At 55.0% G+C, this 25,859-nt stretch carries 22 protein-coding genes; 17 read left to right on the top strand and 5 right to left on the bottom strand.

Annotated features, from left to right (window positions below; all coding sequences use genetic code 11):
- The first annotated feature begins 35 nt into the window (after window positions 1-35).
- On the top strand, window positions 36-947 hold the full coding sequence (hprK, locus tag JMF85_RS06245; RefSeq protein ID WP_054796542.1) for an HPr(Ser) kinase/phosphatase: 912 nt from the start codon (window positions 36-38) through the stop codon (window positions 945-947).
- 138 nt (window positions 948-1,085) lie between these two features.
- On the opposite strand, the gene JMF85_RS06250 is transcribed toward hprK, so the two are convergent.
- Window positions 1,086-2,384, bottom strand: a complete 1,299-nt coding sequence (locus JMF85_RS06250; RefSeq protein ID WP_127608618.1) for a glycoside hydrolase family 18 protein — start codon at window positions 2,382-2,384, stop codon at window positions 1,086-1,088.
- Window positions 2,385-2,627: 243 nt separating this feature from the next.
- Between JMF85_RS06250 and JMF85_RS06255 the strand changes: the two genes are divergently transcribed.
- Window positions 2,628-5,228: an Ig-like domain-containing protein gene (locus JMF85_RS06255; protein ID WP_236595752.1), complete on the top strand. Its 2,601-nt coding sequence runs from the start codon at window positions 2,628-2,630 to the stop codon at window positions 5,226-5,228.
- Window positions 5,229-5,250: 22 nt separating this feature from the next.
- Here the strand turns inward: JMF85_RS06255 and JMF85_RS06260 are convergent, their stop codons facing one another.
- Window positions 5,251-5,721 (bottom strand): hypothetical protein, encoded by a 471-nt coding sequence (locus JMF85_RS06260; protein ID WP_054797654.1) that lies wholly within the window; start codon window positions 5,719-5,721, stop codon window positions 5,251-5,253.
- A 17-nt stretch (window positions 5,722-5,738) separates the two neighbouring features.
- A complete protein-coding gene (locus JMF85_RS06265) occupies window positions 5,739-5,915 on the bottom strand; it encodes a DUF3231 family protein (RefSeq protein ID WP_236595753.1) in 177 nt (58 codons plus the stop codon).
- Window positions 5,916-6,217: 302 nt separating this feature from the next.
- Here JMF85_RS06265 and JMF85_RS06270 point away from each other — a divergent pair, with 302 nt between their 5' ends.
- From JMF85_RS06270 to JMF85_RS06285, 4 genes are all read left to right on the top strand, one after another.
- Window positions 6,218-6,733: a ferritin gene (locus tag JMF85_RS06270; RefSeq protein ID WP_127608616.1), complete on the top strand. Its 516-nt coding sequence runs from the start codon at window positions 6,218-6,220 to the stop codon at window positions 6,731-6,733.
- 208 nt (window positions 6,734-6,941) lie between these two features.
- Entirely contained in the window at window positions 6,942-9,422 is a 2,481-nt protein-coding gene (locus tag JMF85_RS06275) for a S1C family serine protease (protein WP_141334403.1), read from the top strand.
- Between the two features lie 313 nt (window positions 9,423-9,735).
- Window positions 9,736-10,656: a CPBP family intramembrane glutamic endopeptidase gene (locus tag JMF85_RS06280; RefSeq protein ID WP_164751870.1), complete on the top strand. Its 921-nt coding sequence runs from the start codon at window positions 9,736-9,738 to the stop codon at window positions 10,654-10,656.
- A 61-nt stretch (window positions 10,657-10,717) separates the two neighbouring features.
- Window positions 10,718-11,308, top strand: a complete 591-nt coding sequence (locus tag JMF85_RS06285) for a TetR/AcrR family transcriptional regulator (RefSeq protein WP_054797656.1) — start codon at window positions 10,718-10,720, stop codon at window positions 11,306-11,308.
- 73 nt (window positions 11,309-11,381) lie between these two features.
- Here JMF85_RS06285 and JMF85_RS06290 read toward each other — a convergent pair whose 3' ends face one another.
- Window positions 11,382-12,026, bottom strand: coding sequence for an ATP-binding protein (locus JMF85_RS06290; protein ID WP_201317915.1), 645 nt, complete (start codon window positions 12,024-12,026; stop codon window positions 11,382-11,384).
- A gap of 316 nt (window positions 12,027-12,342) precedes the next feature.
- Between JMF85_RS06290 and JMF85_RS06295 the strand changes: the two genes are divergently transcribed.
- On the top strand, window positions 12,343-13,653 hold the full coding sequence (locus JMF85_RS06295) for an MEDS domain-containing protein (protein ID WP_054797658.1): 1,311 nt from the start codon (window positions 12,343-12,345) through the stop codon (window positions 13,651-13,653).
- A gap of 105 nt (window positions 13,654-13,758) precedes the next feature.
- Here JMF85_RS06295 and JMF85_RS06300 read toward each other — a convergent pair whose 3' ends face one another.
- A complete protein-coding gene (locus JMF85_RS06300) occupies window positions 13,759-14,646 on the bottom strand; it encodes a phosphatase PAP2 family protein (RefSeq protein ID WP_201317916.1) in 888 nt (295 codons plus the stop codon).
- 180 nt (window positions 14,647-14,826) lie between these two features.
- Between JMF85_RS06300 and JMF85_RS06305 the strand changes: the two genes are divergently transcribed.
- The 10 genes from JMF85_RS06305 to JMF85_RS06350 all read left to right on the top strand — a co-directional run bounded on the left by JMF85_RS06305 (window position 14,827) and on the right by JMF85_RS06350 (window position 25,840).
- Window positions 14,827-15,000: a hypothetical protein gene (locus JMF85_RS06305; RefSeq protein WP_164751869.1), complete on the top strand. Its 174-nt coding sequence runs from the start codon at window positions 14,827-14,829 to the stop codon at window positions 14,998-15,000.
- 95 nt (window positions 15,001-15,095) lie between these two features.
- Entirely contained in the window at window positions 15,096-16,076 is a 981-nt protein-coding gene (locus JMF85_RS06310; protein ID WP_236595754.1) for a TRM11 family SAM-dependent methyltransferase, read from the top strand.
- 114 nt (window positions 16,077-16,190) lie between these two features.
- A complete protein-coding gene (locus JMF85_RS06315) occupies window positions 16,191-16,376 on the top strand; it encodes a hypothetical protein (protein WP_201317917.1) in 186 nt (61 codons plus the stop codon).
- A 449-nt stretch (window positions 16,377-16,825) separates the two neighbouring features.
- Window positions 16,826-18,154: an ABC transporter substrate-binding protein gene (locus JMF85_RS06320; RefSeq protein WP_127608608.1), complete on the top strand. Its 1,329-nt coding sequence runs from the start codon at window positions 16,826-16,828 to the stop codon at window positions 18,152-18,154.
- A 94-nt stretch (window positions 18,155-18,248) separates the two neighbouring features.
- Complete coding sequence (locus JMF85_RS06325) at window positions 18,249-19,130, top strand: carbohydrate ABC transporter permease (protein WP_054797680.1); 882 nt, start codon at window positions 18,249-18,251, stop codon at window positions 19,128-19,130.
- Window positions 19,127-19,948 carry a carbohydrate ABC transporter permease gene (locus tag JMF85_RS06330; protein WP_127608607.1) on the top strand — a complete coding sequence of 274 codons (822 nt, stop codon included), beginning with the start codon at window positions 19,127-19,129 and terminating at the stop codon, window positions 19,946-19,948. The genes JMF85_RS06325 and JMF85_RS06330 overlap by 4 nt, the downstream gene beginning before the upstream one ends.
- A gap of 31 nt (window positions 19,949-19,979) precedes the next feature.
- Window positions 19,980-21,509, top strand: a complete 1,530-nt coding sequence (locus JMF85_RS06335; protein WP_201317918.1) for a gluconokinase — start codon at window positions 19,980-19,982, stop codon at window positions 21,507-21,509.
- 17 nt (window positions 21,510-21,526) lie between these two features.
- Window positions 21,527-22,423: a phosphogluconate dehydrogenase (NAD(+)-dependent, decarboxylating) gene (gene gnd / locus JMF85_RS06340; RefSeq protein WP_201317919.1), complete on the top strand. Its 897-nt coding sequence runs from the start codon at window positions 21,527-21,529 to the stop codon at window positions 22,421-22,423.
- Between the two features lie 39 nt (window positions 22,424-22,462).
- Window positions 22,463-24,220, top strand: a complete 1,758-nt coding sequence (locus tag JMF85_RS06345) for a sensor histidine kinase (RefSeq protein WP_141334409.1) — start codon at window positions 22,463-22,465, stop codon at window positions 24,218-24,220.
- Window positions 24,221-24,223: 3 nt separating this feature from the next.
- Window positions 24,224-25,840: a response regulator gene (locus tag JMF85_RS06350; RefSeq protein ID WP_054800038.1), complete on the top strand. Its 1,617-nt coding sequence runs from the start codon at window positions 24,224-24,226 to the stop codon at window positions 25,838-25,840.
- Window positions 25,841-25,859 lie beyond the last annotated feature (19 nt).

Below are 25,859 nucleotides of genomic sequence, written 5' to 3' on the forward strand. Positions count from 1 at the left end.
TACGTTGAATGACCTGGTTAAAGGAGAGAAGCTGTATGAAATCGGTAACGGTTCAGGATTTGGTCGAGCGCTTCTCCTTGGAAGTGCTGGCGGGAAGCCATAAATTAAACGCCGTCATCCCCAAAGGGAGGGTGCACCGGCCGGGCCTTGAGTTTGTCGGGTATTTCGATTTCTTCCCGCATGCGCATGTGCAGGTGCTCGGAAGCAAAGAAATTACTTACTTGCATACGCTTAGCGAAGAAGAACGCAACCTGCACATCGGCAATATCGTGAAATATCACCCGCCTTGCTTTGTGGTTACCCGCAATCAGGAAGGGTTGAAATATTTGAAGAAATATTGCGAGGAAGAAGGTATTCCGCTGCTCCGCACGCCGCTTCCGTCGTCCAGATTCATCGAGCTTGTCGACGCTTATCTGACCAAAGCTTTGGCGCAGGAGATTGCCGTGCACGGCGTATGCGTCAACGTGTCGGGCATCGGTATACTGCTGCGCGGCAAGTCCGGCGTCGGCAAGAGTGAAACTGCGCATACGCTCATTCGGAGGGGACACCGGCTGGTGGCCGATGACATCGTCGTTCTGAAGAAAATCGGACCCGAGACGATTCTCGGCACGCATAACGGCAAGACGAAGGAGTTCCTTGCCCTGCGCAGCATCGGGCTTATTAACGTTTCGCGGCTGTACGGACGCAAGGCGTTCCAGGACGAGACGCGGATCGTGCTCGATATCGAGCTGACGAAATGGCAGGATCACGCGCTCAACAACGAGCTGGAGCTGGAGCCGAAGTTTACCGAGTACATGGATATCCGCATTCCGCATATCGAAATCCAACTGCAGCCCGGACGCGACGTGGCCGGATTGGTGGAGGCGGCAGCCAACAACTGGTACTTGCGTCAGCAGGGCTACAGCGCAGCCGAAGATTTCATGAAGCGGCTGCAAAGCGACGACTAGGCACGAACCGAGGAGGTTCGTGCCTTTTTTTGCAGCTTGGCGGTGTACGTCTCCGCCACCGCCAAGCGTCAGCGCATGGCGGTGGCCCGCACCATCGCCACGCCGCAGGCGGGCGCATTGTAGTCGCCGGCAAGCCGCTTATGTGGACGACTGTTTTTTGACCACCGTAAAGTTATCCTCAAGCAGCAGCCAGTTTTGAGGAAAGCTCAAGCCCAGCTTCCAGTAGCTGACTCCCCGCAGCTCCAGCTCTTTCACTAAGTTGAATTTCGCCTGGATGGAACGCGCGTCCTCGAACCAGACGACGTGCTGTTTCCGGTTCGCATCCCAGTACGAAAAATGAGGCGCTTGTTCCTTCGCATCGTACTCGATCCGGGCCTTGTTAGCCCGGGCTAGACGGATGGCCTCCTGCGGGCTGACCGCTTTCGCATAGGCCCCGCCTGGAACGTAGGGCAGCGTCCAGTCGTAGCCGTATAGGTTTTGCCCCATCATAATTTTGGAGCCGGGCATTTCCGTGAGGGCGTATTCCAGGACCCGGCGCACCGGACCGATCGGGGAGACGGGCATCGGCGGGCCGCCGCTGTAGCCCCATTCGTACGTCATGATGATAACGAAATCGGCGATCTCGCCGTGGGCCTTGTAGTCATGGGCGGTGTACCACTCGCCGGTTTGGGCTGCGCTTGTTTTCGGGGCGAGGGCGGTCGAGATCAGGAACCCTTCGCGGTGAATCGCCTCGGCCGCCTTCCTCAGGAAGCGGTTGTACGCCTCTTTGTCCTGCGGGCGCAGATGTTCGATGTCGAAATGAATGTCGCGGAAGTTCAGCCGTTTGGCGGTGGCGATGATGTTGGCGAGAAGCTTGCTCTGCAAGTCTTCGTTGTTCAGTACGGCTTCGCCGAGCTCGGCGCTGAACTGGTCTTTCTCGAGGTTCGTAACCACCATCATGAGCGTGACCTTCTGTTCGGCCGCGATTTGCGGCAGCTCGCCCAGCGGCGGCGCAAGGAGGGTGCCGTCCCGCTGAATGCGGAAGCTGAACGGGGCGAGGTACGTCAGATGCGGGGCGGTCTCGCGCGCCGCCTGGGTCAGGGCGGGGGAGACGCTGTCGCCCCGAGGCTCGATGTAGGCGTTGATTTCCGCCTGACGGCGAGGCGCCGGAGGAATATAGAGCCGCTGGCCGACGGTAAGCGGCTGGTTGACGCTGATCCCGTTGACGGCTGCGAGTCTTTCCGGCGTTATGCCGTACGTTCGGGCGATCTTAAACAGGCTGTCCCCTTGATGAACCCAATAATATTGGCCCACCATCGGGATGACGAGCGCCTGACCGACGACCAGCGTGCTGGCGGTGTCGATTTCGTTCGCTTCGGCGATCGTTTGCACGGGGACGTCATACGTTTGGGATAACTGATAGAGCGATTGTCCGGGTTGAATCACGTGAATTTGCATGCAACCTTCTCCTTTGAAGGAAAATCATCCTGCGGCGGCGCCGCAAAATGCGCTTGGTACAGCATATTCCACGCAGCAACCTTCCATGTCAACGTTAAACGTCCATAAGCATACGGGGTGTCGAAAACTGAAAGTTTGCTGAAATTTCGGAAGAAGTGAGGAAAAAGCTAAAGGTTCCTTCGGCGGCTGACGATAATAGATGAGGCGGGTTTACCAAATCGTGGAGAGGAGAAAACGCGAAAGATGAAGCAATTGCGTGTTCGCATGACCAGATTGTTAATGCTTCTGCTTGGATTTGTAGTGGCGACCAGCGCTTTTGGAAGCGTGAGCGTACGGGCGCAGGAACAAATATCGAGCCTGGTGCTGAATAAGAACGAGCTGTCCCTGGAAGTGGGGGCCACCGCGGCCTTAACGGCTACCGCCGTTTACGTTAGCGGCACGACGGAGAACGTTACTGTGAAGACGGAGTGGAATTCAGGAGATCCGGACGTGGCTTCGGTATACGCCGGTTCCGTGACCGCAAAGAAAGAAGGAAAGGCGGTTATCACCTCCACTTATATGGGCAAGACCGTCATTGTCAACGTGGACGTGACGAAGCGGGTCCGTTCTTTAATTAAAGATAAGCAGCTCATCGAGCTTCGGCAGGGACAATCGGAGCAGATCAAATTGACGGCTTATTACGACGACGGAACCTCCGAAGACGTAACGGCCAAATCCGATTGGAACATCGATAACGGTTCGATTGCGACGGTCGTCAATGGCAACGTGACGGGGCAAAGCTCCGGAAGCACGAGTATTACGGCCAAATATAACAATCAGCAGGTAACCGTGCCGGTCTATGTTGAGATCGTGAAACGGGTGGATCCGGAGAAAACGCAAGTCTCCTTGCTGTTGAACGAAACGGAATCCGTCAAGCTGTTCGCTACCTACCCGGACGGTTCGGTAGAGGATGTTTCGGATAAAGCGGACTGGGAGTCGGATGATGAGACGGTGGCCGACGTCATTAAAGGTAAAATCACCGGATACGGCCCGGGCCAAGCGACGATTAAAGCGGCTTACGGGACCAAGTCGACGACGATCAAGGTCGATGTCGATCAAGCCATGAAGATCGCCCTCGATCAGCAGAGCCTGTTCATGAAGAAGAATGCAACGGAGCAGCTGAAGCTGGTGGCGACTTATCCCGACGGGAGCTCGGAAGACATTACGGGCCGGGCGGAGTGGTCTTCGACCGACGAAGACGTCGTCTATGTCATCAAAGGGAAGCTTAGCGCCAATGAATCCGGGGAAGCGACCGTATCCGCGAAGTACGGGAACAAGACGGTGACGACGCGAGTTGATGTCGACGTACCGCGCAGACTGGAGCTGAGCAAGGAAGATCTTGCCTTGAAAACTGGAGAATCCGAGCAAGTCACCTTGCAAGCTACTTACGCGGACGGGACGGAAGAAGACGTCACCGGACAAGCCGAGTGGAAATCCGACAGCGCCGGGACCGCGGATGTTTCGGGAGGGAAAATAACCGCCTATAAAGCCGGTCGGGCGACCATTACGGCGAAGTATGGCGGCAAGAGCGTGTCCCTGGACCTCTCGGTCGATGTGCCGACCAAGCTGGTTCCAAGCGTGAAGGCGGTCAACTTTCAAGCGGGTTCGTCCGAACAGGTGACGCTGAAAGCCGTCTATGCCGACGGACGCGAGGAAGACGTCACGTCCAGGGCGGAATGGTCAACTGCAGCGGCCGACATCGCCGAGGTTAAACGCGGTCTCATTACCGGCGTCGGCACCGGCGCTACGACGATTAAGGCGCAATTCGGGACAAGATCGATTGCGATTCCCGTATCGGTCGGCGTCTTGAAGACGTTAACGGCCGATAAGACGCTGTTGATCTTGAAGAAGCATGAGGCTTACACGATCAAGCTGACGGCAACGTATACGGATGGGACGAGCCTCGACGTTGTGCAGGACGCGCAATGGAGCACCTCGAACGCGAATGCGGCGACGGTCGAACAAGGCGTCATTACGGCTGAGGGCGCAGGCGAAGCCAAGGTTACCGGCAGCTTTGGCGGTAAATCCGTTACGGTGACGGTTCAAGTGGATACGGCTAACAAGCTGACGGCTGCGCCTTCCATGCTCGCTTTCGATTTGGGCGAAACGAAGGTCATTGCGCTGACCGCGACGGACGGAAGCGGAGTGAGCAAGAATGTCACCGCCGAGGCGGAATGGAAGTCCGGCGATGAGAAGGTCGTTCAAGTCGTGAACGGCGTTGTCACGCCGGTATCCCGCGGCAAGACGACCATTACGGCGGCCTTCGGGGGCAAGACGGTGTCGATTCCGGTGGAAATCGGGGTCGTTCAGTCGCTGGAAGTCGACAGGAAGTTCATTTCGACCAAGAAGGGGCAGTCGGTTCAAATTACGTTAACCGCTCTGCTGTCTGACGGCACGAAGAAGGATGTAACCGATCAGGGCGTATGGAGATCCAGCAGTTATAAAATAGTCGATGTAGCGGGCGGATGGGTTACGGCGGTCGATTCGGGAACGGCGACGGTACTTGTTTCGTTCGGGGGCAAAACCGTGAGCATTCCTGTAGAAGTCGACAAGCTTAAATATTTGAAGACGAATGAAGTTGCCGTGGAGATGAAGAAGGGCGAAACGCTGCAAATGAAAGCCGTCGCTACCTTCTTTGACGGAACCGAAGAGGATGTCACGGTCGAAGGGCTCTGGTCTTCCACGAACATTCGAATAGCGGACGTGAAAGACGGTACCATCAAGGCGACGGGCAAAGGAAAAGCGACCGTTACGGTCACCTACGCGAAGAAGAAAACGACAATTGTGGTGAATGTCGTCAACTAAGCAGGAAGAGGATCCGTTTTGTCTAAGCGGATCCTTTTGCCTTGCCATCCAGCAGGCGCTTGATCCCCAGGCCGAAGAAGACGCCGATGAAGGCGAACAGCATAGGCAGCCATACCGGTCCGAGCAGCACGCCCGCAATTCGGAAGTTCGGGGAGTACACCACGCCTACCGTAGCGAAGAAGGCGCAAAAGACGAACGGAAATGTGGCATTCGGCGATTTTCCTCCTCCAGCATGTTTGTACGCGTCCCAAATGCCGAACATGTATACGCAAGGATAAAACATCAGCCACTGATAGTCCGTATGCTCGATTGATAGCTGAATTCGGCCCTGAAAGCTCTCGATGATCGTTGTGTTCAGATTCGCCCCCATATTGATGGCGAACTCAAGCGCGATGAGGATGATACCTTTGAAGTACTGTCCATTTAGAAATTGGCCGAAACCGGGGAAGGCGATACACCAAAATAAAGATTCGAGAGGGATTTTTTTTGGCATAGAGACGCGTCTCGTACTTACAAACGTGCTAAAGCTTTACGGTCAACAGCGCTGGGCGGCTTCTCCAGCCATCGGTTATTCATCATAATCTCGGCTCCATTTTCGGCAAATTTACTAACTTCAAGCATCAGGCGGTAATAATTGGTGCTGATGTCGCGACGCATGCTGACACCTAACGCCAGTCCGTCCATCATCAAAAACATCCGAGTATAAGCGCTTGCGCTTGGCTTCGGTGCAGACGTCCTGTTCCTGAACCCCGCAGGCAGCTGATACCTAGACTCCTTTCTAAATTACCCCAAATAAACTTTCTTATCCCCCGGCGCAGTGTCAGAGCACCTGATTAGGCGGTTGCCCGGTTGAGGAAGATCATGGAACATGATAAAATAGGACGCAATCCTGCGCGGTTCGAAGAGCCTGAATCGGCGTGTGCGGATAAACATTCGTCTGCCGTCGCACAATAACCCGCGCATAACTTTCGGATAAAGGGCGTGAACACATGCTAAAAGAACCGTTACTCGCGCAATTAAACGATCAAATGAACTTCGAGTTTTATTCGTCTCAAGTTTACTTGGCCATGGCTGCCTACTGCTCGTCGGAAAGCTTCGACGGGTTTGCGAATTTTTTCATCGTTCAAGCGGAGGAAGAGAAGTTCCACGCAATGAAAATTTTCCATTTTATCAATACGCTCGGCAAACGCGCGTTGGTAACCGGCATGCCTGACGTGCCAAACGAGTACACGTCGATGCTTGATACATTCGAACATGCCTTCGCCCACGAGCAGGAGGTCACGAAGCGCATCTACGCTTTATCGGATTCGGCCTGGAACGACCGCGAGCATGCGACGATCAACTTCCTGAAATGGTTTATCGACGAGCAGGTGGAGGAAGAAGCAACGTTCGATAGCATCATTCAGAAGCTGCGCCGCATCGATAAGGACAGCAACGCGTTCTACATGCTGGACGCCGAACTCGCCCAGCGCACGTTCACACCGCCCGCGGCCGGCGAAGCTTAAACGGTTCAATCAAGAGGCTGTTCCTCCAGCTTTCACTGAGGGGGCAGCCTCTTCGTTTGGCGGCTTGCGTTAGACAAGCCATGACGGCAAGCATCGGCCTCCGTTCTTTCTTTATATTTATCTTGCAAACGATTTCGCGATTGTGATAGATTTTAGTATACATGGAAATAATTGGTCAATTTATATGGGCGTGGGGAGAAACCAACGAATGAAAAAGCTCAGAACCATCCGCAACAAAGTGGTAAAAGCGACCGCAACCGCGGTTATCCTGGCGACGTTGTCGGCGCCTGCCGCTTACGCCGGAGCTGCCGAGGATCGCGGCGTCATCCCGGCCGTCATCGACAAAACGACATCCTCGGTGGTTGCCATCATCGGCAAGCCGACGGACAGCAAGAAGGTATGGCAATCGAGCCGTTACAATCTGGCGCACGGCACCGGCGTAGTCGTTCGAAGCAACGGATATATTTTAACGAATGCGCACGTGGTCAAAGATATGCATAACATAACGGTCGTCACTTCCGACGGCAAGTCCTATACGGGCAAGACGACCCATTACGACGAGGAGAGCGACTTGGCGCTCGTCAAGATCGAAGCGACTGGATTGTCCGCCGCCACGTTCGCCAGCCCGACCGACATTAAGGTCGGCGAGCCGGTCATGGCGATCGGCACGCCGCTGTCCTTCACGCTGCGCAATTCGGTTACGTATGGAATTGTCAGCGGCATGGAGCGTTCCGTGCAATCGAAATATCAGCTCATTCAAACCGATGCGGCGATCAACCCGGGCAACAGCGGCGGGGCGCTCGTCAACCTGAAGGGCGAAGTGATCGGCATTAATACGCTGAAGTACGTAGAGTACGGCGTCGACAGTCTGGGCTTCGCCATCCCGATCGATACGGTGCAGCACGTGCTCGACCACTTCTTTAAATACGGCAAGGTGAAACGTCCGTATCTTGGCGTCGAGCTTGGCGAGAGCTGGGAGGCGGTCGTCGGCATTCCGTCCGGCAACGGGCTGGAAGTGACGTATGTGGAGCCGGATTCACCGGCGGCGAAAGCGGGCGTGAAGCAGGGCGACGTCTTGATGGCGATCGAAGAAGCCAAGACAAGAACGCTTGTGGAATATAATGAGGCATTAAAGAAATTTTTGCCGGAGCAGAAGGTGAAGCTGAAGCTGCAGAACGCCGCCGGGCAGAAGGTCGCCGAATTGACGCTTGGCGAGGACGAGTCCAGCGCGACTTCGCCGGAGCAAGAGGCGGACGGCTCTTATATCGATGCGGACCAAGGCAAGACGCATATCGGCGACAGCCACTACGGCTGGTCAATGAAGTATCCGGCGGGACTGATCAAGGTTGATCAATCCTCCGACGGCGAAAGCGTATCGTTCGCCGATTCCAAGGGAGAGTTCGCGATCAACATCAACATCCAGGAGAAGCAAAGCGTCGATCTGTCGCCTCTTGGCCTGCTGCGCAAGCTGAGTGACAACCAATACGGCAACACCGTACTGGAGAAGCAATATGTCGAGCAGGAGCCGGACAACTATGCGAAATTAATCGGCAAACGCGAGTTCGGCGACCAGTTTTATCAGGTTCGGGCTTATCAGAAGGCTGATAAAATTTTCTACATCACACTGGCTGTCAAGAGCGGGGAACTGTACAACAACAGCTTCAAGCGCAACAGCTATAACGATTTGCTCGATTCGTTCGTGCTTTCGTATGACGCTGACAATGGCGGGCTCAAAGACATCTCCGTCTATCAGACCCAAGACACGGTTACGACGCCGTATGGTCTCATGTTCGACGTACCGGCGGAGTGGAGCGGCAGCGAATGGGGCGGGGGACTGACCTACCGAAGCGAGGACGAGGAGAAATCGTTATCGGTTCAAGTGACGTCAGCCGCTTCCGGCGATACGTTGAAGGCATGGGCTAACCGCGAGGAAAGCCGGTTTACGGATCGATATGTGGCCGACTACCGGAAGGTGAAGGGCGCTGAAGAGACCGAAATCGCCGACGTCGCCGCCATCGAGAACCGCTACTCCTATACGATGGGCGATAAATGGGAGCATATGCACGTCATTTACTTGATCAAAGACAAATACAAGTACGAATTGATAACGACCTACCCGGAGGACGCGAATCAAGAGGAAATGAATGAAGTGATAGCCGATTTGAAGAAATCGATCCATTTCCCGAAAGAAGCGACCAACCCTTCGCTCGGTTTTATCCAAGACGAAGACGATCTGCTCGACCTGAACAGAACATCGACATACACCAACGAAAAATACCGGTACTCCGTGAAAGCGCCGGAAGATTGGACCGGCGGTTACGACGACGAGAGCGGCTCGGATAGGAAGACGTTCCATTTCGAGGGCGGCAGCTTCACGATTACCGCCGACGATTCCAGCGACCTCCAGGACGAGGTGAACAGCTTGGAGCAGGACTACAAGAAAAGCGCCGAAACGGACGCCAACTACAAATACACGGTAACGGATGAGAAGCTGTTTGATACCGATGTGAAGAAATACGCGACGCAATACAAGAGCCGCAACGTGCCTTACACGCAGAACGAGTACGTGTTCGAGAAGCACGGCATTGTGTACACGGTCCGCTTGCGTCTGAATGATGCGGTCAAGACCGACGAACAGTGGAAGCGTCTGAACAATGCTTTTTTCACGATGCACTTCAAGGATAAATAAGCTTGGCATCTCTTTAATCGCACCTCGCTTGCCGGATGTCATCCGTTAAGCGAGGTGCGATTGTTTGATTTGAGGAGTGAAGCGGGCTGTACGGCTTGTACCCGATCGTTGCCCAGCGGCAACGCCGTGCGGCAAAATGACGGCGCTTGACGGAGGGCGGTTATTGTGCCCCTTGACAGACCGTCGGTCGGTATGTATACTGAACTTATTAACAAACCGACCGACGGTCTGTATCTGGGGCGGAAAAGAAAAGTTTGTACGGTCAATCGGCGGCGCCCTGCGCGAACTTCACTTTAAAGGAGAGTATAAATCTATGTCCCCACGCTTCAACCCGTTTGCACGGATCAGTATGGCCATTGTCGCCTACTTCGTCTCGATGTTTGCGTTTCTCGGCGTATTGGCCGTTATGGACCAGCTTGAAAGGGTGCGAACGGAATACGCTTTTCTCGCTTCTATGAACGTTCTCGTCGGTCTCTGGCTCACTGCGGCTGTATTCGCCGCATACAAGCTGCTCGACCGCGGCCGGCCGTTCCGGCTCGGCTTCGCCGTACGCCGCAAGGATCTGGCCTTCGCCGCTGCGGCGGTAACGGCGTCGATGACGACCGCCATCGTCTTCGCCTTCGCGGCGGCAAGCCGGGAGCCCGGGCTAGGCACCGTGTTCCGGCTCGAGAAGCTGGGCGACACGGCCTTCCTGGGTGCCGCGGCGTACGGCTTCCTGGGCTGGCTCATCGCCTCCATGCAGGAAGAGGTGCTGAATCGCGGCTACATGTTCGCCAATCTGCACCGGCTGCGCCCGCTCGGGATGCTGCTCGCCGCCTCGTTCCTGTTCGCGCTGACGCATATCCCGACGAAAGGGCTGCACATGTACCCGCTGCTCATCCATTTCATCGGAGGCCTGTGTTACGGCTACGTCTACTTGAAGAGCGGCTCGCTCTGGATATCCTCCGCCGTGCATGCGGCGCATAACTGGGCGCTCGATCTATGGTTCAACGACGATTACGGCGTATCGCTCGTCTCGTTCGCCGTACCGCTGACGGATGGGACTAAGCTGTTGCAGCAAGCGCTGCTCGTGTTTCTCATCCTCGTGCTGACCTACGGGTTTTACGGCCGGAACGGCATCTGGACGCCGGCGGACAACTTGAACGCGCTATGGACGGCGGATCGTCATCGCCCCCACCCTCATCGGGGCGGGATTCGACAAGGTTCAGCGGCATCGGCCGACACGGCATTGTGAAAAACCGACCGTCGGTATATACTGGCTTTATATGTACTTCAGGCAGGAGGTCATTAACGTTATGGTTCAACCCTCGCCCGTAAGCGCGAGCTTTCAGCTCATTTTAGACACCGCTGAACAACTGATCCGGGAGAAAGGCTGCCGGCAAACGACGCTGCAGGACATCATCGACCGCTCCGGACTATCGAAGGGCGCCATCTACCACTACGTCTCCGGCAAAGACGAACTGTTCGGGTTAATTTTGAAATCGCGAATGGAAGAAGTGAACGTGAAGTTTTTCGAAACGGTAGCCGATCAACAGACGGCGAGCGTCAACCGGCCGCTGCAGACGATTGCCGAAGGAATGGCTCGCAGTGCCGAGCATCTGGACGTGTCCAACAAAATTTTCATCTATTTGCTCGGGCAAATGGACAACCCGAAGGTAGCCGGGCTCGTACGCGGCATTTACGAGCATACGTTAGCCACCTCCAGCAGGTGGATCGGCGTCGGTCAGGAGAACGGCGTCATTCCGCCGTCAGTAGATGCGCAGAAAATGGCTATGATGTTCGTCACTTTCTTATATGGCATGCGGGTGCAGAGCGTGATCGATCCGGAGCGCGATGCGCTGGCGCTTGGCGATATTTATCAGATGATGTTCCGTTCGCTTCAATAAAGGGATGGAACGATGAACCCAAAACCCCCTCCATCGTAACGTGAACGATAGAGGGGGTTTTTTTGGCGTTGCGCTATCCCGTCAACAGCGGCTCCGCCGCCAATGTCTTCGGCTCAAAGGGGATACGAATCGTGAACGTCGTACCTTGACCTACGATGCTGTTCACTTGGATGCGGCCGCCGTGATTTTCGATGATATTGTAGCTGACCGTCAAGCCGAGGCCGGTCCCGTTTTCCTTCGTCGTAAAAAACGGCTCTCCCGGCTTCCGCAGCTTATCCTCCGGAATCCCCGGACCTTCGTCCCGTATCGCAATGGCGACGCCATCCGCGTCAGAATCGATGTCGATGGCGACGCGGCCGTCGACAGGCGTGACTTCGAGCGCATTTTGGATCAGGTTGATGAAGACCTGCTTGATTTGGTTCTCGTCGCAGTATATTTCCGTTTCGGCCGCCCGGCGCTGGAACTCGATCTCGATATTGTTCATGATCGCCCGAGTTTGCAAGAGGGCGACGATCTGCTCAATCGTATCGACCAGATAATATTTGCGGAATTGAACGTTGGGCGGCTTGGCCAACAGGAGCAGCTCGCCTACGATTTGCTCGATCCGGCGCAGCTCCTCTTCCATAATCGACAAGTAGTAATTTTTCTTCCTTACTTTGATCCATGCGCCCTGAACGTCAACGATCGATTTTCCTACGAAATCATAGAAGAAAAGCATTTTTGTATAATTGCAGTTCCTTTTATGCGGTGGTTGACATGCAGGATCTCCCGGCGGTTTTTACTTATATTATCCACCATAGGGATAAAAAGGGGCAAGTGGAATTTGTGGAGGAAGTGCGTCGCAATTTGGCAAGGATCAACAGAAGATGGAAAAACTTGACGATTTTTCATTGTCTTTTCGATCGGGACGGCTATAATGAAAGTAGATCCTAAAGCAGCGAAACAACTCTGAAATCGCAGTCGGCAAGAGCTTGATTCGCGACGAATCGGCGCATGCGCGATGACAGGAAACGACTTTTTGGAGGAACAAACGGATGACCCGACAAAGCAGCATACCTCTTACGAGCAAGTTCCATGTGCAGAACGGTTCGCATATTTTGTACTTTTACAACGATACGGAGAAATATATCAGCAATGCCGTTTCGTTTATTATTATGGGGATCAATCTGGATCAACGGGTTATTATCATCGATACGTCCGACCATTTTGAGAGGATGACAGAGGCGCTGCGGAAAGAAGTGACGGATGAACGTATCCGCCAGTACGTCCATTACATCAATCAAACCGAATTTTATGACATGCACGAGGATTTTCATTTCTCCCGGATCTTGTTGAATTTGAACCAAATTATCGCCCCCTACTTAGAAGATCAGGTCGATATGCGGCTGTGGGGGCAGGTGGGCTGGAAAGAGCAGCCGGACATGCCGGAGAAGATTCATGCTTATGAACATGGCTGTGACATTTCACTGAGCGGGCTGGGGTTTGTGACCGTTTGTGGGTATGATGCTTCGAACGTAAACGCGGCTGTTCTTTTGGAAGCTATGAAAACGCATCCATACTTGATGACCGATGACAAGTTGGTGTTGTCGAGTCTTTATAACCATAAATCGAATCATGCCGTGACTTATCCGGCGCTGGCCGTACAGAAGGAAATGGAATCGGAGATGGATTTGTACAGGCAGAAGCTTGATTTTGTCCATGTTGTCTCCCATGAGGTTCGTAATCCGCTGACGGTTATCAAGGCCTATTCCTCGCTGCTGATGAGCAAGGTTCAGGATCAGGAGGACCGCGACAAGCTGAAGGCGATTCGCGACTACGTTGCGTTGATCGATAATGAAATTTCCCATATCATCAGCACGGAGCAAATGCTGACCACCGACGCGCTTTGGCGGCGCAGGCTGACCGTCCCGAAGGAGCTGCTGCTGGACGTGATGGAGATTATGGAGGTCAAGGCGAGGACGCAAAATATCGCGCTGCACCACGAGATCCGGTTGAATGGGAGGGAGACGCTGCTGAGCAATGCGACGGGCTTTAAACTGATCGTGTCGAACATTATCAGCAATGCGATCAAATACAGCGACGAGGGCAAGCCGGTTGATTTCAAGGCGTATAGGGAGACCGGGCAGCTGGTGCTCGTCACGCAGGATTATGGCGTCGGCATGACGGATAACCAGCTCAGCCGATTGTTTCAAAAGTATGAGAAAACGAACGAGCAGCGAGGCGGACAGGGCATCGGACTGTTCATGGTCAAGCAGCTGGTGGAGCACCACCACGGCGATATTACCGTAGAGAGCCGTCTAGATGAGGGCACGAAGGTGACGGTCCGGCTGCCGATGCAAGGGTAGGCCAAGGTGCTCCGGGGGGCGTCGTTGTCGCGATCCGCTTACGCAAGCTATTCCCGCCTATAGCTGAACGATGATGCGTAATATCTTTCGTAGCGAGCCTGGACATTACTTAGGCAGTCCGCTTCGCTGCGTAAAGGGCCGGAGACGAACAGACGCCGTATCCGCTTCCAAGGTTCGGTGCAGCACCCAGTATAGCGAGATCGTGATGCAGGCGCCGAACAAGATGTCCGTTGCATAATGCGCGCCCATGACGATGCGGCTCAACGAGGTGCACGACGCCCACACAATGGCGCAGCCCCATGCCGCATAACGCCAATAGGCGCGGACGCCTGCGGCGGCGACATAGCCGGGCAGCAGCAGCATCGTCCAACTGTTGGCGGCATGGGCGGACGGGAAGGAGCGGTTGCCGTTCGGTCCTTGCGGCAAGTACCAGACGGTGAAATTGGAATAATCGGGCAGCAGATCCCGGAAGCGGATGCGGCCCCACCCCCACTTCAACGCATGCACGGCGGCAAGCTCGGCCGCTACGAGCAGCAGCGAGAGCAGGGCGGCCCGTTCGAAGCGGGCAAGATACTCCGCCGACAAGCGGGCGAGCAGTCGCTGCACGAGCAGGGCAGCAGCCGCCACGGCCAGCAGCGAGAGCAGGGCGTGTAGGCCGGTCGGCTTCACATGAAAGGCCCGTTCTGCGGTCATGTGCAAGATGGCGTAGCCGGCCGTCACATTCGCCGCGAGCAGGGGAAGCCGAAGCGTAAACGACAAGCCGTCTTTACGCAGGCGCGAACTAGCGAGCAGGAGGTGAGAACCGGCCCAAGCGAACAGAACGGCCGGATGCTCGCCGTAAACTTCAAAGAACCTGGCCCATTGCGAGCTTGTGTCCGCCAGCATCCGTGATAGATACAGGTCGTTCGGCCCCAGCAGTAAGGCCAGTCCTCCCCATAATGCCAGGAAAGCAAGCGGAAGCGGGGCGCTCCAAGATCGATTTCGATTGAACATGAGGTTATGGTCTCCTCGGGCGGATTTGGCTGGGCAACGATCGGGTATTTGTTATTTAGTATAAACGATGACCTTCGGGTAAAGTAAGTCCTTCTTGTATACGATTACCGGAAACGGTGCATAGTAAAAGTCAGCTGTACACCCGGCAAGCCGGCATCTACATGTACGGAGGTGATACGAATGACTTCGAGCCGAAACCATCAAGGCGCCCACGGCATCGGGCAGACGGAAGAGCAGTTGAACCGGCAAGCGCAGGCGGCAGAAGCGATCCAAGGCAAGAATGAAACGGATCAGAGCATTATCGCGGAAGCGAACCGCAGCGATTCGGAATTGGATGAAATCATCGAAAGCTAACCGGTCTCTCGGTAAGGGCACGGAAGGAAGGACCTTGAACGCAAGGTCCTTTTTGGCTTGGCAGGAACGGGCTTTTTCGGCTGCTTTCGTATACAATGGAAGCATTCCCGGCCGGTACGGCCGGCCAGAAGGAGCCGATGATGTTGGAGCCGCAAGCTCGTTATGTATATACATTCGCTTATCACGAGGACGAGGCCTCGTTATGCGCGCTGGAGCAGCGCGTTTGGTTCGGTGTGCAGGACGCCTCGCCCTGGATTGAAAGCGAACTCGGTTTGGACCTCAGCCGGAGTCCGTTCATGAAGCAGCGCCTCGACGTCATGTTCGAAGGAGCTGCGGTCGAAGAGGTCGCGGAGCGGGCGAGCGGGATCGATCTGAACGGCGATACGTTCAAGGTGATCTATGTGCCCGCAGATGAGCCGGCGGCTTACGAGGAGCGCCGCGCTCTGGAGCGACAGGTCGGGGCCCGGCTGCGCGGGAAGGCGGAGATGCGAACGCCGAAGCGGACGTTCGGCTTAGCCAAGCTGAAGCATCGCTGGGTCTTCGGCGAGCTGTCGGAGAACGCGGCGGTATGGCTGCGCCACAAGGATAGGCCGCGTCCGTACTCGACGGCGCTGAGCACTCGCGTGGCCCGGGCGATCGTGAATATCGCCGTTCCGCAGCCGGCGGGAGTCCGCGCCGTGGATCCGTGCTGCGGCATCGGTACGGTGCTGATCGAGGCGCTGTCGATGGGAATGGACATCGAAGGCTTCGATGTCAATCCGCTGGCGGTGCGGGGCGCACGCGAGAACCTTCGCCATTTCGGCTATCCGGACGTCGTCAAGCTGCGGGATATGCGCGAAGTGGAGGGCGGCTACGATACGGCGATTCTCGACCTGCCGTACAATTTGTGCTCGAAGCTGTCCGAGGACGAGCAGCTTGACCTGCTCCGCAGCGCCCGGCGAATGGCGCAGCGCGTAGTCGTAATCGCTATCGATCCGATCGAGCCGTCGATCCGGCTGGCCGGCTTAACGATTACGGACGGCTGCATCGTCAAGAAAGGCTCGTTCGCCCGCTATGTCACGGTATGCGAGCGATAACTAGTCGTCAGAAAACAGATAAGCCCGGGGATGAGCGCCCGCCCGTCCAAACGAATCCCGACCAAGTCACATATCCTGCACTATCGTGACCAGAGCTGAACGGGAGGGAAGTCTATGTGGATAGAGGTAGTAGCGGGCTGGCTCGCTGCGGGGCTTGCCGCTCTTGCCGTCTTGCTCCGGCTGTTGGAAGCAGGGTCAGACCAAGCGAAGCCATCGCCTGGCGAGATCGAGCTGCGCGGGGGAGACGGCGGCGATTCCGGGCAGGAGCGGCCGACGGCCAGCGGGCAGGAGGCCGACTAAAAGCTGAGCCGGTTCAGCCGGCCTGGCGCTCTAGTGGTGATAGCCGGACAGACCGATGCAGGTCTGTCCGGCTTTGGCATGCGCCTGAAGGAGAGGATGCCATAGCCGCTAGTAAAGGTCGTATAGAAATGCAGGATTTGGAAGGAAGGTCATGTAGAAGGACGGGGGGCCTGATGAGCCCGACGACAGACGAATGAGAACCAAGCAGAGAGAAATGATAAGAAGATCCTCTCATTAACGGGAGGCTCAATGAACAAATCGGAGATGGTTCCTGGACGTTTCAGGAATGTCTCCTCTTTTTTCTTGGGTTCGAAAGGTCTCCCTTGCAAAGATGTTTAAGCGTAGTTATTGATGTTTAGTTTTCGTTATTTCGGATCGGAAGGCGATCAGGTATGCTGAATCTTGTAAGAAAGCCTTTTCAAAACAGAGATGAAATAGGAGGTCTATTCATGAGAAAATCTTGGAGTCGTTGGATGGGCGTTAGCGCGTCCGTACTTGTAGCGGCAAGCTTGGCAGCAGGCTGCGGACAGCAGCAAGCAAGCGAAGCGCCGGAAGCTGCCAAGCCGGCCGCCAAACCTTTTGAAGGTAAAAATATTACACTGGTTACCGCGAACCATCCTTGGAACGATGCGATTAAGCCGCTCATTCCGGAGTTTGAAGCCGCAACCGGGATGAAAGTTAATGTACAGAGCTTCTTCGAAGACCAATTGACGCAAAAGCTGACCGTTCAGTTTACTTCCGGATCGGCTACCCCGGATGTGTTCATGTACCGTCCGCTTCAGGAAGGCAAGCTGTTCTATAAGAACGGCTGGGTTTCTCCGCTGGATGAATACCCGCAGAAGGATGCCAGTTATGATTTTGCCGATTTCTCCAAATCGGCCGTCGGCAGTGTGACGGTGGACGGGAAGCTGGCGGGTATTCCGATCATTACGGAGCAAGAGATTTTGTATTACCGCAAGGACCTGCTGCAAAAAGCGGGAATCGCCGTGCCGAAAACGATTGATGAGCTGGTGGCGGCCGTGAAGCAGCTGCACGATCCGAAGAACGAAATGTACGGCTTCGTTGCCCGCGGACAGCGCTCGCCGCTCGTCACGCAAGTGTCTTCCTTCCTGTACTCGGAAGGTGCGGACTTCTCGCAAGGGGACAAAGCGACGATCAATACGCCGGAAGCCATTAAGGCATTCACGACTTACGGAACGCTGCTTAAGGATTACGGTCCTCCGGGCGTACTGAATATGTCTTGGCCGCAAGCCTTCGGTATATTCGCACAAGGTAAAGTGGCGTTCCTCACGGATGCGAACTCGCTTTACAAGAACCTCACGGACGCGGAGAAATCGAAAGTGGCCGATCAAGTCGGCTTCGCGGTATTCCCGGGCGGCAAAGCCGGTTCCAAGCCGTATAACATCACTTCCTGGGGACTGGCAATGAATTCGAAGTCGGCTAACAAGGATGCCGCATGGGAGTTCATGAAATGGGCGACCAGCAAGGAAATCGTGTTGAAAACGCAGCAAAAAGGCAACCCTGGCGCGCGCGCATCCGTTTGGGATAACCCTGAAGGCACGACCGGATTCCCGGCGGAACTGGTTACGGTCATCAAGGAAAGCGTGAAGGGCGGCGTAGACCATGACCGTCCGACGGTCATCAGCGTAGGAGAAGCCCGCGACGCTGTAGGTGAAATCGTACAGCGGGTTATGGCTGGCGAGACCAACCTTCAGGATACTGCGGATAAAGCAAACGCGGCGCTGCAAGCGATTATGGATAAAGACAAAAGCAAGTAATTTCCGCTCGGCTGTACATGAAGGGGGCCTCTATTGGCCCTCTTGATGTTACCGGCCATTGTGCAACAAAACGAAGGAAGGGTGGATTTTCATTATGCAGTACAGCTGGTTTGATCGACACTTGAAATGGATTTACACGCTTCCGGCCGTGTTGTTCGTCCTGCTTATGATGTTGTTCCCCATTATCTATACGGTGCGGATCAGCTTCTTCGAATGGAGCATGTCCGCTACGACGCCTCCGAAATGGGTCGGATTGGCCAATTATTACGCCTTGCTTCAGGATGAACGCTTCTGGCATGCCGTTGGCTCGACATTTTATTTTACCTTGGTGGCACTTGCTGCCGAAGTTATTCTCGGCGTTGCTATTGCTATGCTGCTTTCCCGCAATTTCATTGGTAAAAATCTGGTAAAAACCGTATTCCTGCTGCCTATGGTTGCGACGCCGGTCGCGATGGGTTTGGTTTGGATGCTGATCTACGAGCCGACGATCGGCGTCGCCAATATGATGCTGAAATCGCTTGGCTTCGAGCCTCTGCTGTGGCTAGCTTCACCGAGCCAGGTCATCCCTTCCCTCATTATCATCGACGTATGGGAGTGGACGCCGATGATCGCGCTGATCGTGATGGCGGGGATCGCGACACTGCCGAGCGATCCGTATGAAGCGGCAGATGTGGACGGAGCCAGCGCCTGGAGGAAATTCGTCTCCATTACGCTGCCGCTGCTGCGGCCGACGATCTTGGTTGCCACGATGCTGCGCTTGATCGATGTGCTGAAAACGTTCGATATTATCTACGCAACGACGCAAGGGGGACCTAACTTTGCCTCCGAAACGCTGAACCTGTACGGTTACGTACTGGGCTTCCAGTACTTTAAGCTGGGTATGGCTTCCGCGCTGCTTGTCCTGTTCTTCCTGCTGGTGATGGGCTTGACGTTATTGATGATCTGGATGCGTAAACGATTGGAGGGAGCGAAATGAGGAAAAAACGGCGGTTGGGAGTGAACCTGCTTCTCTCGGCATTAACGTTTCTTGTATTGGTCGTGTTTGCCTTCCCGTTTCTGTGGATGCTGCTCGCCTCCTTCAAGACGCAGGCCCAGATAATGTCCAGCGATCATTTTTTTGCATTCACGGCGAGCGCTAAGAACTATGCCAGCGTGTTTAAGGAATATGACTTCTTGAAGTTTATCGTCAACAGCTTAATCGTGGCGCTCGGGTCCACGCTGCTCTCGCTGCTTCTCGGCTTGCCCGCGGCTTATGCGATTGCCAGACATCATCTGCATAAATTGGGGATGGTGATCCTGGTGGCGAGAATTATTCCGGGTATCACGTTCCTCATTCCGTGGTTTATTTTGTTCTCCAGCATCGGCATGGTCGATAGCTACACAGCGCTTATTTTGAGCCATATGCTGGTCGGCTTGCCTTTCATTATCTGGATTATGATTTCGTTCTTTGAAGCGCTCCCTACGGAAATTGAGGAAGCGGGCTTGATCGACGGATGTACGCACCACCAAGTATTTATGCGCATTATTTTACCGATCTCCGGCGCCGGCGTCATTACTTCGTCGCTGCTGTCGTTCATTTTCTCGTGGAATAACTTTATGTTCTCGATCATTCTGGCGGGCGACAAAACGAAGACGCTGCCGATTGCGGTATTTAACTTTATGTCCTATTCGGAAATCAACTGGGGCGCTCTCATGGCGGCCGCCTGCATCATCACGCTGCCCGTGCTGATTATCGCACTGCTCGCGCAGCGCTACATCGTAAGCGGTATGGCTGCCGGCGCAGTTAAGGGATAAAAGCCCTGGAAAGGCTTAAGGAGACGGGTCCATGAGAGTGTTTGTCGGTTTAGATATAGGCACAACAAGTACGAAGGCGGTTGCTTTCGGAGTGGACGGCGCCGTGGCGAGCGTCCACTCCGTTCCCTACCCGCTTATATGTGAAAGTCCGGGCTATGCGGAACAGGATCCCGGGCTCATCGTGGAGGCGGCAGCCGAAGCCGTCAGCCGTGTGACGGCGGACGTGCGCCTGTCTCATGGGGAGGTGGCGGCCGTATCTCTAAGCTCCGCGATGCACTCGCTGCTGGTCGTGGACGATTCGGGGCGTCCGCTTACCCGGCTCATGACCTGGGCCGACAATCGGAGCGCAGAGCAAGCGAAACGGATCGCCGCTTCAGGCGGGCTGGATATTTACAAGCGCACCGGTACTCCGATTCACGCGATGTCGCCGCTCTCCAAGCTGTTCTGGTTGAGGGAAAACCGGCCCGACCTTTACGAAAAAGCTGGCAAATTCGTTTCCATCAAGGAATATTTGCTGTACCGCCTGTTTGGACAGTTTGTCATCGATCATTCCTTGGCCTCTGCCACAGGACTTTACCGTCTCGGGGAAAGGGATTGGGACAAGGAACTGCTTCGCGATGCAGGCATCCGCCGGGATCAGCTTTCGGAGCTGCATCCGGTTACCTGCGTGATGACCGGACTGAATCCGGGCTACGCCAAGCGTATGGGTCTGTCCACGGATGTGCCGTTCGTGCTGGGAGCCAGTGACGGTGTGCTCGCGAATCTTGGAGTAGGGGCTATCGATCCGGGGGATTTGGCCGTGACGGTCGGAACAAGCGGTGCCGTACGAACCGTGGTCGACCGGCCTTTAACGAGCGATCGACAGCAAACGTTCTGTTATGTGTTTGACGACCGCCATTGGGTGATTGGCGGAGGCACGAACAACGGCGGAATCGTTCTGGATTGGGTACAAACGGTGCTTCATTCGATACAGGCGCCGGACTCGGGGAAGTCTTCGCTCGAAGGGATGCTGCGCCAAGCGGAGAGGATTCCTCCTGGAGCCGAAGGGCTGCTCTTTCTTCCGTATTTATCCGGAGAACGCGCGCCGATCTGGAACCCGAATGCGCGCGGCGTATTCCTTGGCTTAAACTTGACCCATTCGGGCCCGCATCTGGCGCGGTCGGCGATGGAAGGGATGATGATGAGCCTCCTGTCGGTCGCTCTAGCGATGCATGATTTAACGGGCTTGAAGAACAAGGTGCTCGCCTCGGGCGGCTTCGCCCGCTCGCCGTTCCTGCTCCAGCTGCTTTCCGACGTATTCGGCTGTGATGTGGAGGTTCCGGCTTGTGCGGAAGCTTCAGCCTACGGAGCCGCTTTTCTTGGAATGATGGCTTTAGGGGAATACGACGATATCCGCGACATCAAGTCCACGATTAATATGCGCGAAACGTATGTCCCTTGCTTGAAGCATCATCAAGTGTATACGGAACTGTATCGAATCTATGAACAAGCCTACGCCGGTCTGGGCGAAACGTTCGAGGCGATCACCGCCTTGCAGCATTCGCTTCAGGGCGCAGGATAAGGAGTGGGAAGGCAGACATGAAAGTCGGGCTGATTGGGCTTGGCAAGATGGGAAGCAACCTGGCGATGCAGCTGCTGGATAAAGGGTATCAGGTAGTCGGCTATGATCGCGACGCTTCGAACGCCGGCAAGCTGTTCGGGCATGCCAGGCTTGCGGTGGATTCGTTAGAGCAGCTGGTTTCTGCTTTAACGCCGCCGCGGCTCGTTTGGGTGATGGTGCCGCCGGGCGATCCGGTCAACGCCACGGTAACCCGGTTAACGGAGCTGCTTAGCGAGGGAGATACAATCGTCGATGGCGGCAATTCGCATTACAAAGACTCGATGCGGCTTGCTGAATTTTGTTGCGGGAAGGGCGTCCGTTTCCTGGATGCAGGGACCTCCGGGGGTATGGAAGGAGCTCGTCATGGCGCCTGCGTGATGGTTGGAGGCGACCGGCAGGCCTTTGAGGCGATAGAGCCATTGCTGGCCGATGTGTGCGTCCCGCATGGTTACCTGTATGCGGGGGCAAGCGGCAGCGGACATTTTCTAAAGATGGTGCATAACGGCATTGAGTATGGGATGATGCAGGCGATAGCCGAAGGGTTCGAGGTCTTGCACAAAAGCAGCTTTGATTTGAACCTGGCGGAAGTGGCGGGGCTCTGGTCGCATGGCTCGGTCATTCGGGGCTGGCTCATGGAATTGACGGCAAGAGCTTTGGACAAGGACGCCAAATTGGATCAAATCCAAGGGATTATGCATTCCTCGGGCGAGGGGAAATGGACCGTGGAGACGGCGCTGGAGCTTCAAGCCAGCACCCCGGTCATTGCTTTATCTTTGTTGATGCGATATCGTTCCTTGGAGACGGATGCTTTTCACGGCAAGGTCGTGGCTGCACTCCGCAATGAATTCGGCGGTCACGAGGTCGTTAAGCAGTAGAGTCGGAAGTGGCTAAGTTACTCCGCAGGAGGGGATCAGATGCCTTACAAATTGAATATTTTCAGCAAGATCCTGCTCCTGATCGCGCTGTTGCTTATTCCGATCCTGGTGCTTTACGGCATTTCCAACCGAACCGCAAACCGTGTCGTACAGGAACAAATCGAGTCTACGAATGTGAATCAGCTTTCATTTTTCCTGCATCAGCTTGATTCGCAAATTTCCAACCTGTCCATGTTCCCCGTCATTATGGGCAACGATCCCTACATTCGTGAATTTATCGATATGCAGGGAGCCCCGATCATGGACGTTCTGAAGGCGCAATCCCGCATTACGGCGAAGCTTGGCCTGCAAAGCGTGTCAAGCGGCTGGTATAACGATTTAACGATACTCCTTCCGGCTAATCAACAAACGGTTTCTTCGAGTATCTTTCTCGGAGGGGGCGACCGTTTGCAATGGAACCGGCCGATTCTTAAGCAATGGACTTATGTCGAGGACCGCCCGGGAGATCAGGCAACCGCCATGTTCGTCCGGGAGGTTAGCGAGCCGGCCAGAGCGGGGCGGATTGAAGAAGCGGGGGCCGTGTATCAAGTCCGCTTCACCATTCGGAACATCACCGATATGCTCGATGTGTACAAGCTGGATAAGCATAGCGATCCGTTTCTCTTTCATCCGGCCTATCAAACGATATGGAACAGCGGCTCGAACAGGTCTCTTTCGGAGACGATCCGTACACGGTTAGGCGAGGCTCCCATGAACGCCGTCGGTCAAGTCAGACAAGAGATCGATGGGCAGGAGTACCTGGTCAGTTATGTGCAATCCGAGCAGATCGGCTGGTATCTGGTCGACTACGTGCCGGTTCAGCAGATGCTGGCACCGATCACGCAAACGAGCCGGTTGTTTTATGTATCCGTCGGGCTTCTTCTGGTGATGAGTGTGCTGGCTGTCTTCCTGCTATACCGGAATGTGCAGATTCCGATCGTCCAGATGATTCGCAGCATGCAGCGCATGAAGCGGGGCGATTTAGCGGCAAGGATCGAGTACCGGTCCAAGAATGAATTCGATTATTTAATCCAGCGGTTCAATGAAATGGCGGAGCGGATCCAGCTGCTGGTGGAGGATGTGTACGTCGAGAAGATCCGGTCCAGGGAGGCGTCGCTGAAGCAGCTGCAATCGCAGATTAATCCGCATTTTCTCTATAATTCTTTATTTTTTATTATCAATTCGGCCGTCATGGAAGACCGCGATTCGGTTGTGAGGATGGCCCAAAATTTGGCAGACTATTGCCGCTACGCCACACGCGTGGAGAACCAGTCGGTCAAGCTCAGGGATGAGCTCGAATTGGTTAAGCATTATTTGAACATCCAAAATTTACGCATGCAGCGCCTCGACTATCATATCGAGGTTCCTGAGGAGATGTGGGATGAAGCCGTCCCGAGGCTGATTCTGCAGCCGCTCGTTGAGAATGCGATTGTCCACGGCATCGAGCATCGCATGGGCGGCGGGCGAATCACGATCACCGGCGAACAGGATGAGCTGCGCAATTATGTCGTGATTGAAGATAACGGAGCGGGCTTGACCGACCGGCAGCTGCAGCATCTTCACGCGCAGCTGCAGAAGCCGATGAGCGAGGACATCGGCTGCGGGACCTGGAATGTGCACCACCGGCTGTTTTATAAGTTCGGAGCGGGCTCCGGTTTGACGTTCCAGCACGGGACGGGCTGCGGGCTGCGAGTTACGGTTACTTGGAACAGGCAAGGCGCTTTGCCTGAAACGGCTCCGGTCTCTGAAGGAGGGTAAACGGTGGTTCAGCTCTTGCTTGTTGATGATGAAATTCACGTGGTGGAACGGTTTTCAAGCACGATCGACTGGATGTCCCTGGGGATCGAGCACGTATACAAAGCCTATTCCGGTCTTGAGGCGCTTGCGCTGCTTGAGCAATTCTCCATCGATATCGTGATTACCGATATCCGGATGCCGGGAATGTCGGGGCTGGAGCTGGTTGGGGAAATTCGCAATCGTTGGCCGAAAACCAAGTGCATCCTGCTGTCCGGGTACTCGGATTTTAATTACGCCAAAGAAGCGATCGTGCATCAAACGGAAGATTATTTGTTGAAGCCGGTCACCGAAGCCAATCTTGTCGAAACGGTTCAACGGGTGATGGGGAAGCTGCAAAGGGAGTGGGAAGAGATTACTTCCAAGCAGCGCTTGGCTTATGCCCTTAAAGAAAACCTGCCGCTGCTTCGGGGCAATCTGCTCCATGACCTGCTGCAAGGGCGCAAGCTGTCCCATGCGGCGCTGCTGGAAAAGATGCAAATGCTGGAGCTGTCCCATTATCTCGATCAATGCTTCACGCTTATGCTCGTTCGGCTCGAGGAATATTTCCTGCAATACGATGCTCACAGCTTGTCGCTGCTGGAATACGCGATCGGCAATATGGTCGAGGAGCTGTTCGGGGATAAATTCGACATTTGGTACACCAAGGATGCTCACGATTATTTGGCGTTCCTGCTGAAGCCCAAGCAGACATCCGATGAGGCGGACGACTCGACGTGGGTGGAACGAACCGCGGCGCTGCTTCAGTCTGCCGTCAGCACCTATTTGAAGGGCAAAGTGTCCATTCTGGTGAGCGGGCAGGGGCGCTTCCCTGAAGATTTGGCCGGCTTGTATACCCGGTCGGTGGGGGCTTTCCGCAGGCGAATCGGCAGCGAGCATGAGCTGTTCATGCGCCTCGGGGACGCTCAGGCGCTGCCGGAAACGCAATCGCCGCAAAGCTTGTACGAGCCGCCTACGCTCATTCATTTGCTGGAAGCGGCCCGCTGGGACCGGATCGAAGAGAAGCTTCATCTGATTTTCGATGAATTGGAAACCGGCTACGGCGGCTCCCAGGAGCATGTGCTGGAGGCTTATTTCTCCATCGCATCCGCTTATGCCTACATCGCGCACAAGAACGGCAAGCAGCTGTTCGATTTAATCGGGAGCGATTATGACAAGATGACCGAAGGCCTTCCTTTTCGTTCCGTGAATCAATTGAAGGATTGGTCGCTTCGGACGCTGAAGCAGATCCGGCAGGATATGGATCAGGAGACGAAGGATTCCCGGTCGGTGCTGATCAAGCAAATTCAATGGTTTATCGATCAGCATATAGGCCAGGACGTTTCTCTCCAGACGATTGCCGATCATGTGTACTTGCATCCTGTCTATGTTTCAAAAATATATAAGCTGGAAACCGGCGACAACCTTAGCGATTATGTTCACCGGGTCCGGATGGATAAAGCGGAATTTCTGCTCAAGAACAGTCAGGAGAAAATTTACGAAATTGCCGCACGGCTGGGCTATCAGCGGCCGCACTCGTTTAATCATGCGTTTAAGAAGCAGTTCGGCATTACGCCGCAGGAGTACCGGGATCAATTTAGCTAAAGGCTCCGGGCATGCCGCG

The organism is Paenibacillus sp. EPM92 (assembly GCF_016586185.1).
Lineage (GTDB): Bacteria > Bacillota > Bacilli > Paenibacillales > NBRC-103111 > Paenibacillus_G > Paenibacillus_G validus.

Bases quoted from the DNA above. Each gene is read 5' to 3' on its own strand.
- JMF85_RS06285 (WP_054797656.1), top strand. From the start codon at position 10,718: ATGGTTCAACCCTCGCCCGTAAGCGCGAGCTTTCAGCTCATTTTAGAC.
- JMF85_RS06320 (WP_127608608.1), top strand. From the start codon at position 16,826: ATGAGAAAATCTTGGAGTCGTTGGATGGGCGTTAGCGCGTCCGTACTT.
- JMF85_RS06310 (WP_236595754.1), top strand. From the start codon at position 15,096: ATGGAAGCATTCCCGGCCGGTACGGCCGGCCAGAAGGAGCCGATGATG.
- JMF85_RS06260 (WP_054797654.1), bottom strand. From the start codon at position 5,721: ATGCCAAAAAAAATCCCTCTCGAATCTTTATTTTGGTGTATCGCCTTC.
- gnd (WP_201317919.1), top strand. From the start codon at position 21,527: ATGAAAGTCGGGCTGATTGGGCTTGGCAAGATGGGAAGCAACCTGGCG.
- JMF85_RS06315 (WP_201317917.1), top strand. From the start codon at position 16,191: ATGTGGATAGAGGTAGTAGCGGGCTGGCTCGCTGCGGGGCTTGCCGCT.
- JMF85_RS06330 (WP_127608607.1), top strand. From the start codon at position 19,127: ATGAGGAAAAAACGGCGGTTGGGAGTGAACCTGCTTCTCTCGGCATTA.
- JMF85_RS06280 (WP_164751870.1), top strand. From the start codon at position 9,736: ATGTCCCCACGCTTCAACCCGTTTGCACGGATCAGTATGGCCATTGTC.
- JMF85_RS06270 (WP_127608616.1), top strand. From the start codon at position 6,218: ATGCTAAAAGAACCGTTACTCGCGCAATTAAACGATCAAATGAACTTC.
- JMF85_RS06300 (WP_201317916.1), bottom strand. From the start codon at position 14,646: ATGTTCAATCGAAATCGATCTTGGAGCGCCCCGCTTCCGCTTGCTTTC.
- JMF85_RS06265 (WP_236595753.1), bottom strand. From the start codon at position 5,915: ATGATGGACGGACTGGCGTTAGGTGTCAGCATGCGTCGCGACATCAGC.
- JMF85_RS06290 (WP_201317915.1), bottom strand. From the start codon at position 12,026: ATGCTTTTCTTCTATGATTTCGTAGGAAAATCGATCGTTGACGTTCAG.
- JMF85_RS06255 (WP_236595752.1), top strand. From the start codon at position 2,628: ATGAAGCAATTGCGTGTTCGCATGACCAGATTGTTAATGCTTCTGCTT.
- JMF85_RS06250 (WP_127608618.1), bottom strand. From the start codon at position 2,384: ATGCAAATTCACGTGATTCAACCCGGACAATCGCTCTATCAGTTATCC.
- JMF85_RS06345 (WP_141334409.1), top strand. From the start codon at position 22,463: ATGCCTTACAAATTGAATATTTTCAGCAAGATCCTGCTCCTGATCGCG.
- JMF85_RS06325 (WP_054797680.1), top strand. From the start codon at position 18,249: ATGCAGTACAGCTGGTTTGATCGACACTTGAAATGGATTTACACGCTT.
- hprK (WP_054796542.1), top strand. From the start codon at position 36: ATGAAATCGGTAACGGTTCAGGATTTGGTCGAGCGCTTCTCCTTGGAA.
- JMF85_RS06275 (WP_141334403.1), top strand. From the start codon at position 6,942: ATGAAAAAGCTCAGAACCATCCGCAACAAAGTGGTAAAAGCGACCGCA.
- JMF85_RS06335 (WP_201317918.1), top strand. From the start codon at position 19,980: ATGAGAGTGTTTGTCGGTTTAGATATAGGCACAACAAGTACGAAGGCG.
- JMF85_RS06295 (WP_054797658.1), top strand. From the start codon at position 12,343: ATGACCCGACAAAGCAGCATACCTCTTACGAGCAAGTTCCATGTGCAG.
- JMF85_RS06305 (WP_164751869.1), top strand. From the start codon at position 14,827: ATGACTTCGAGCCGAAACCATCAAGGCGCCCACGGCATCGGGCAGACG.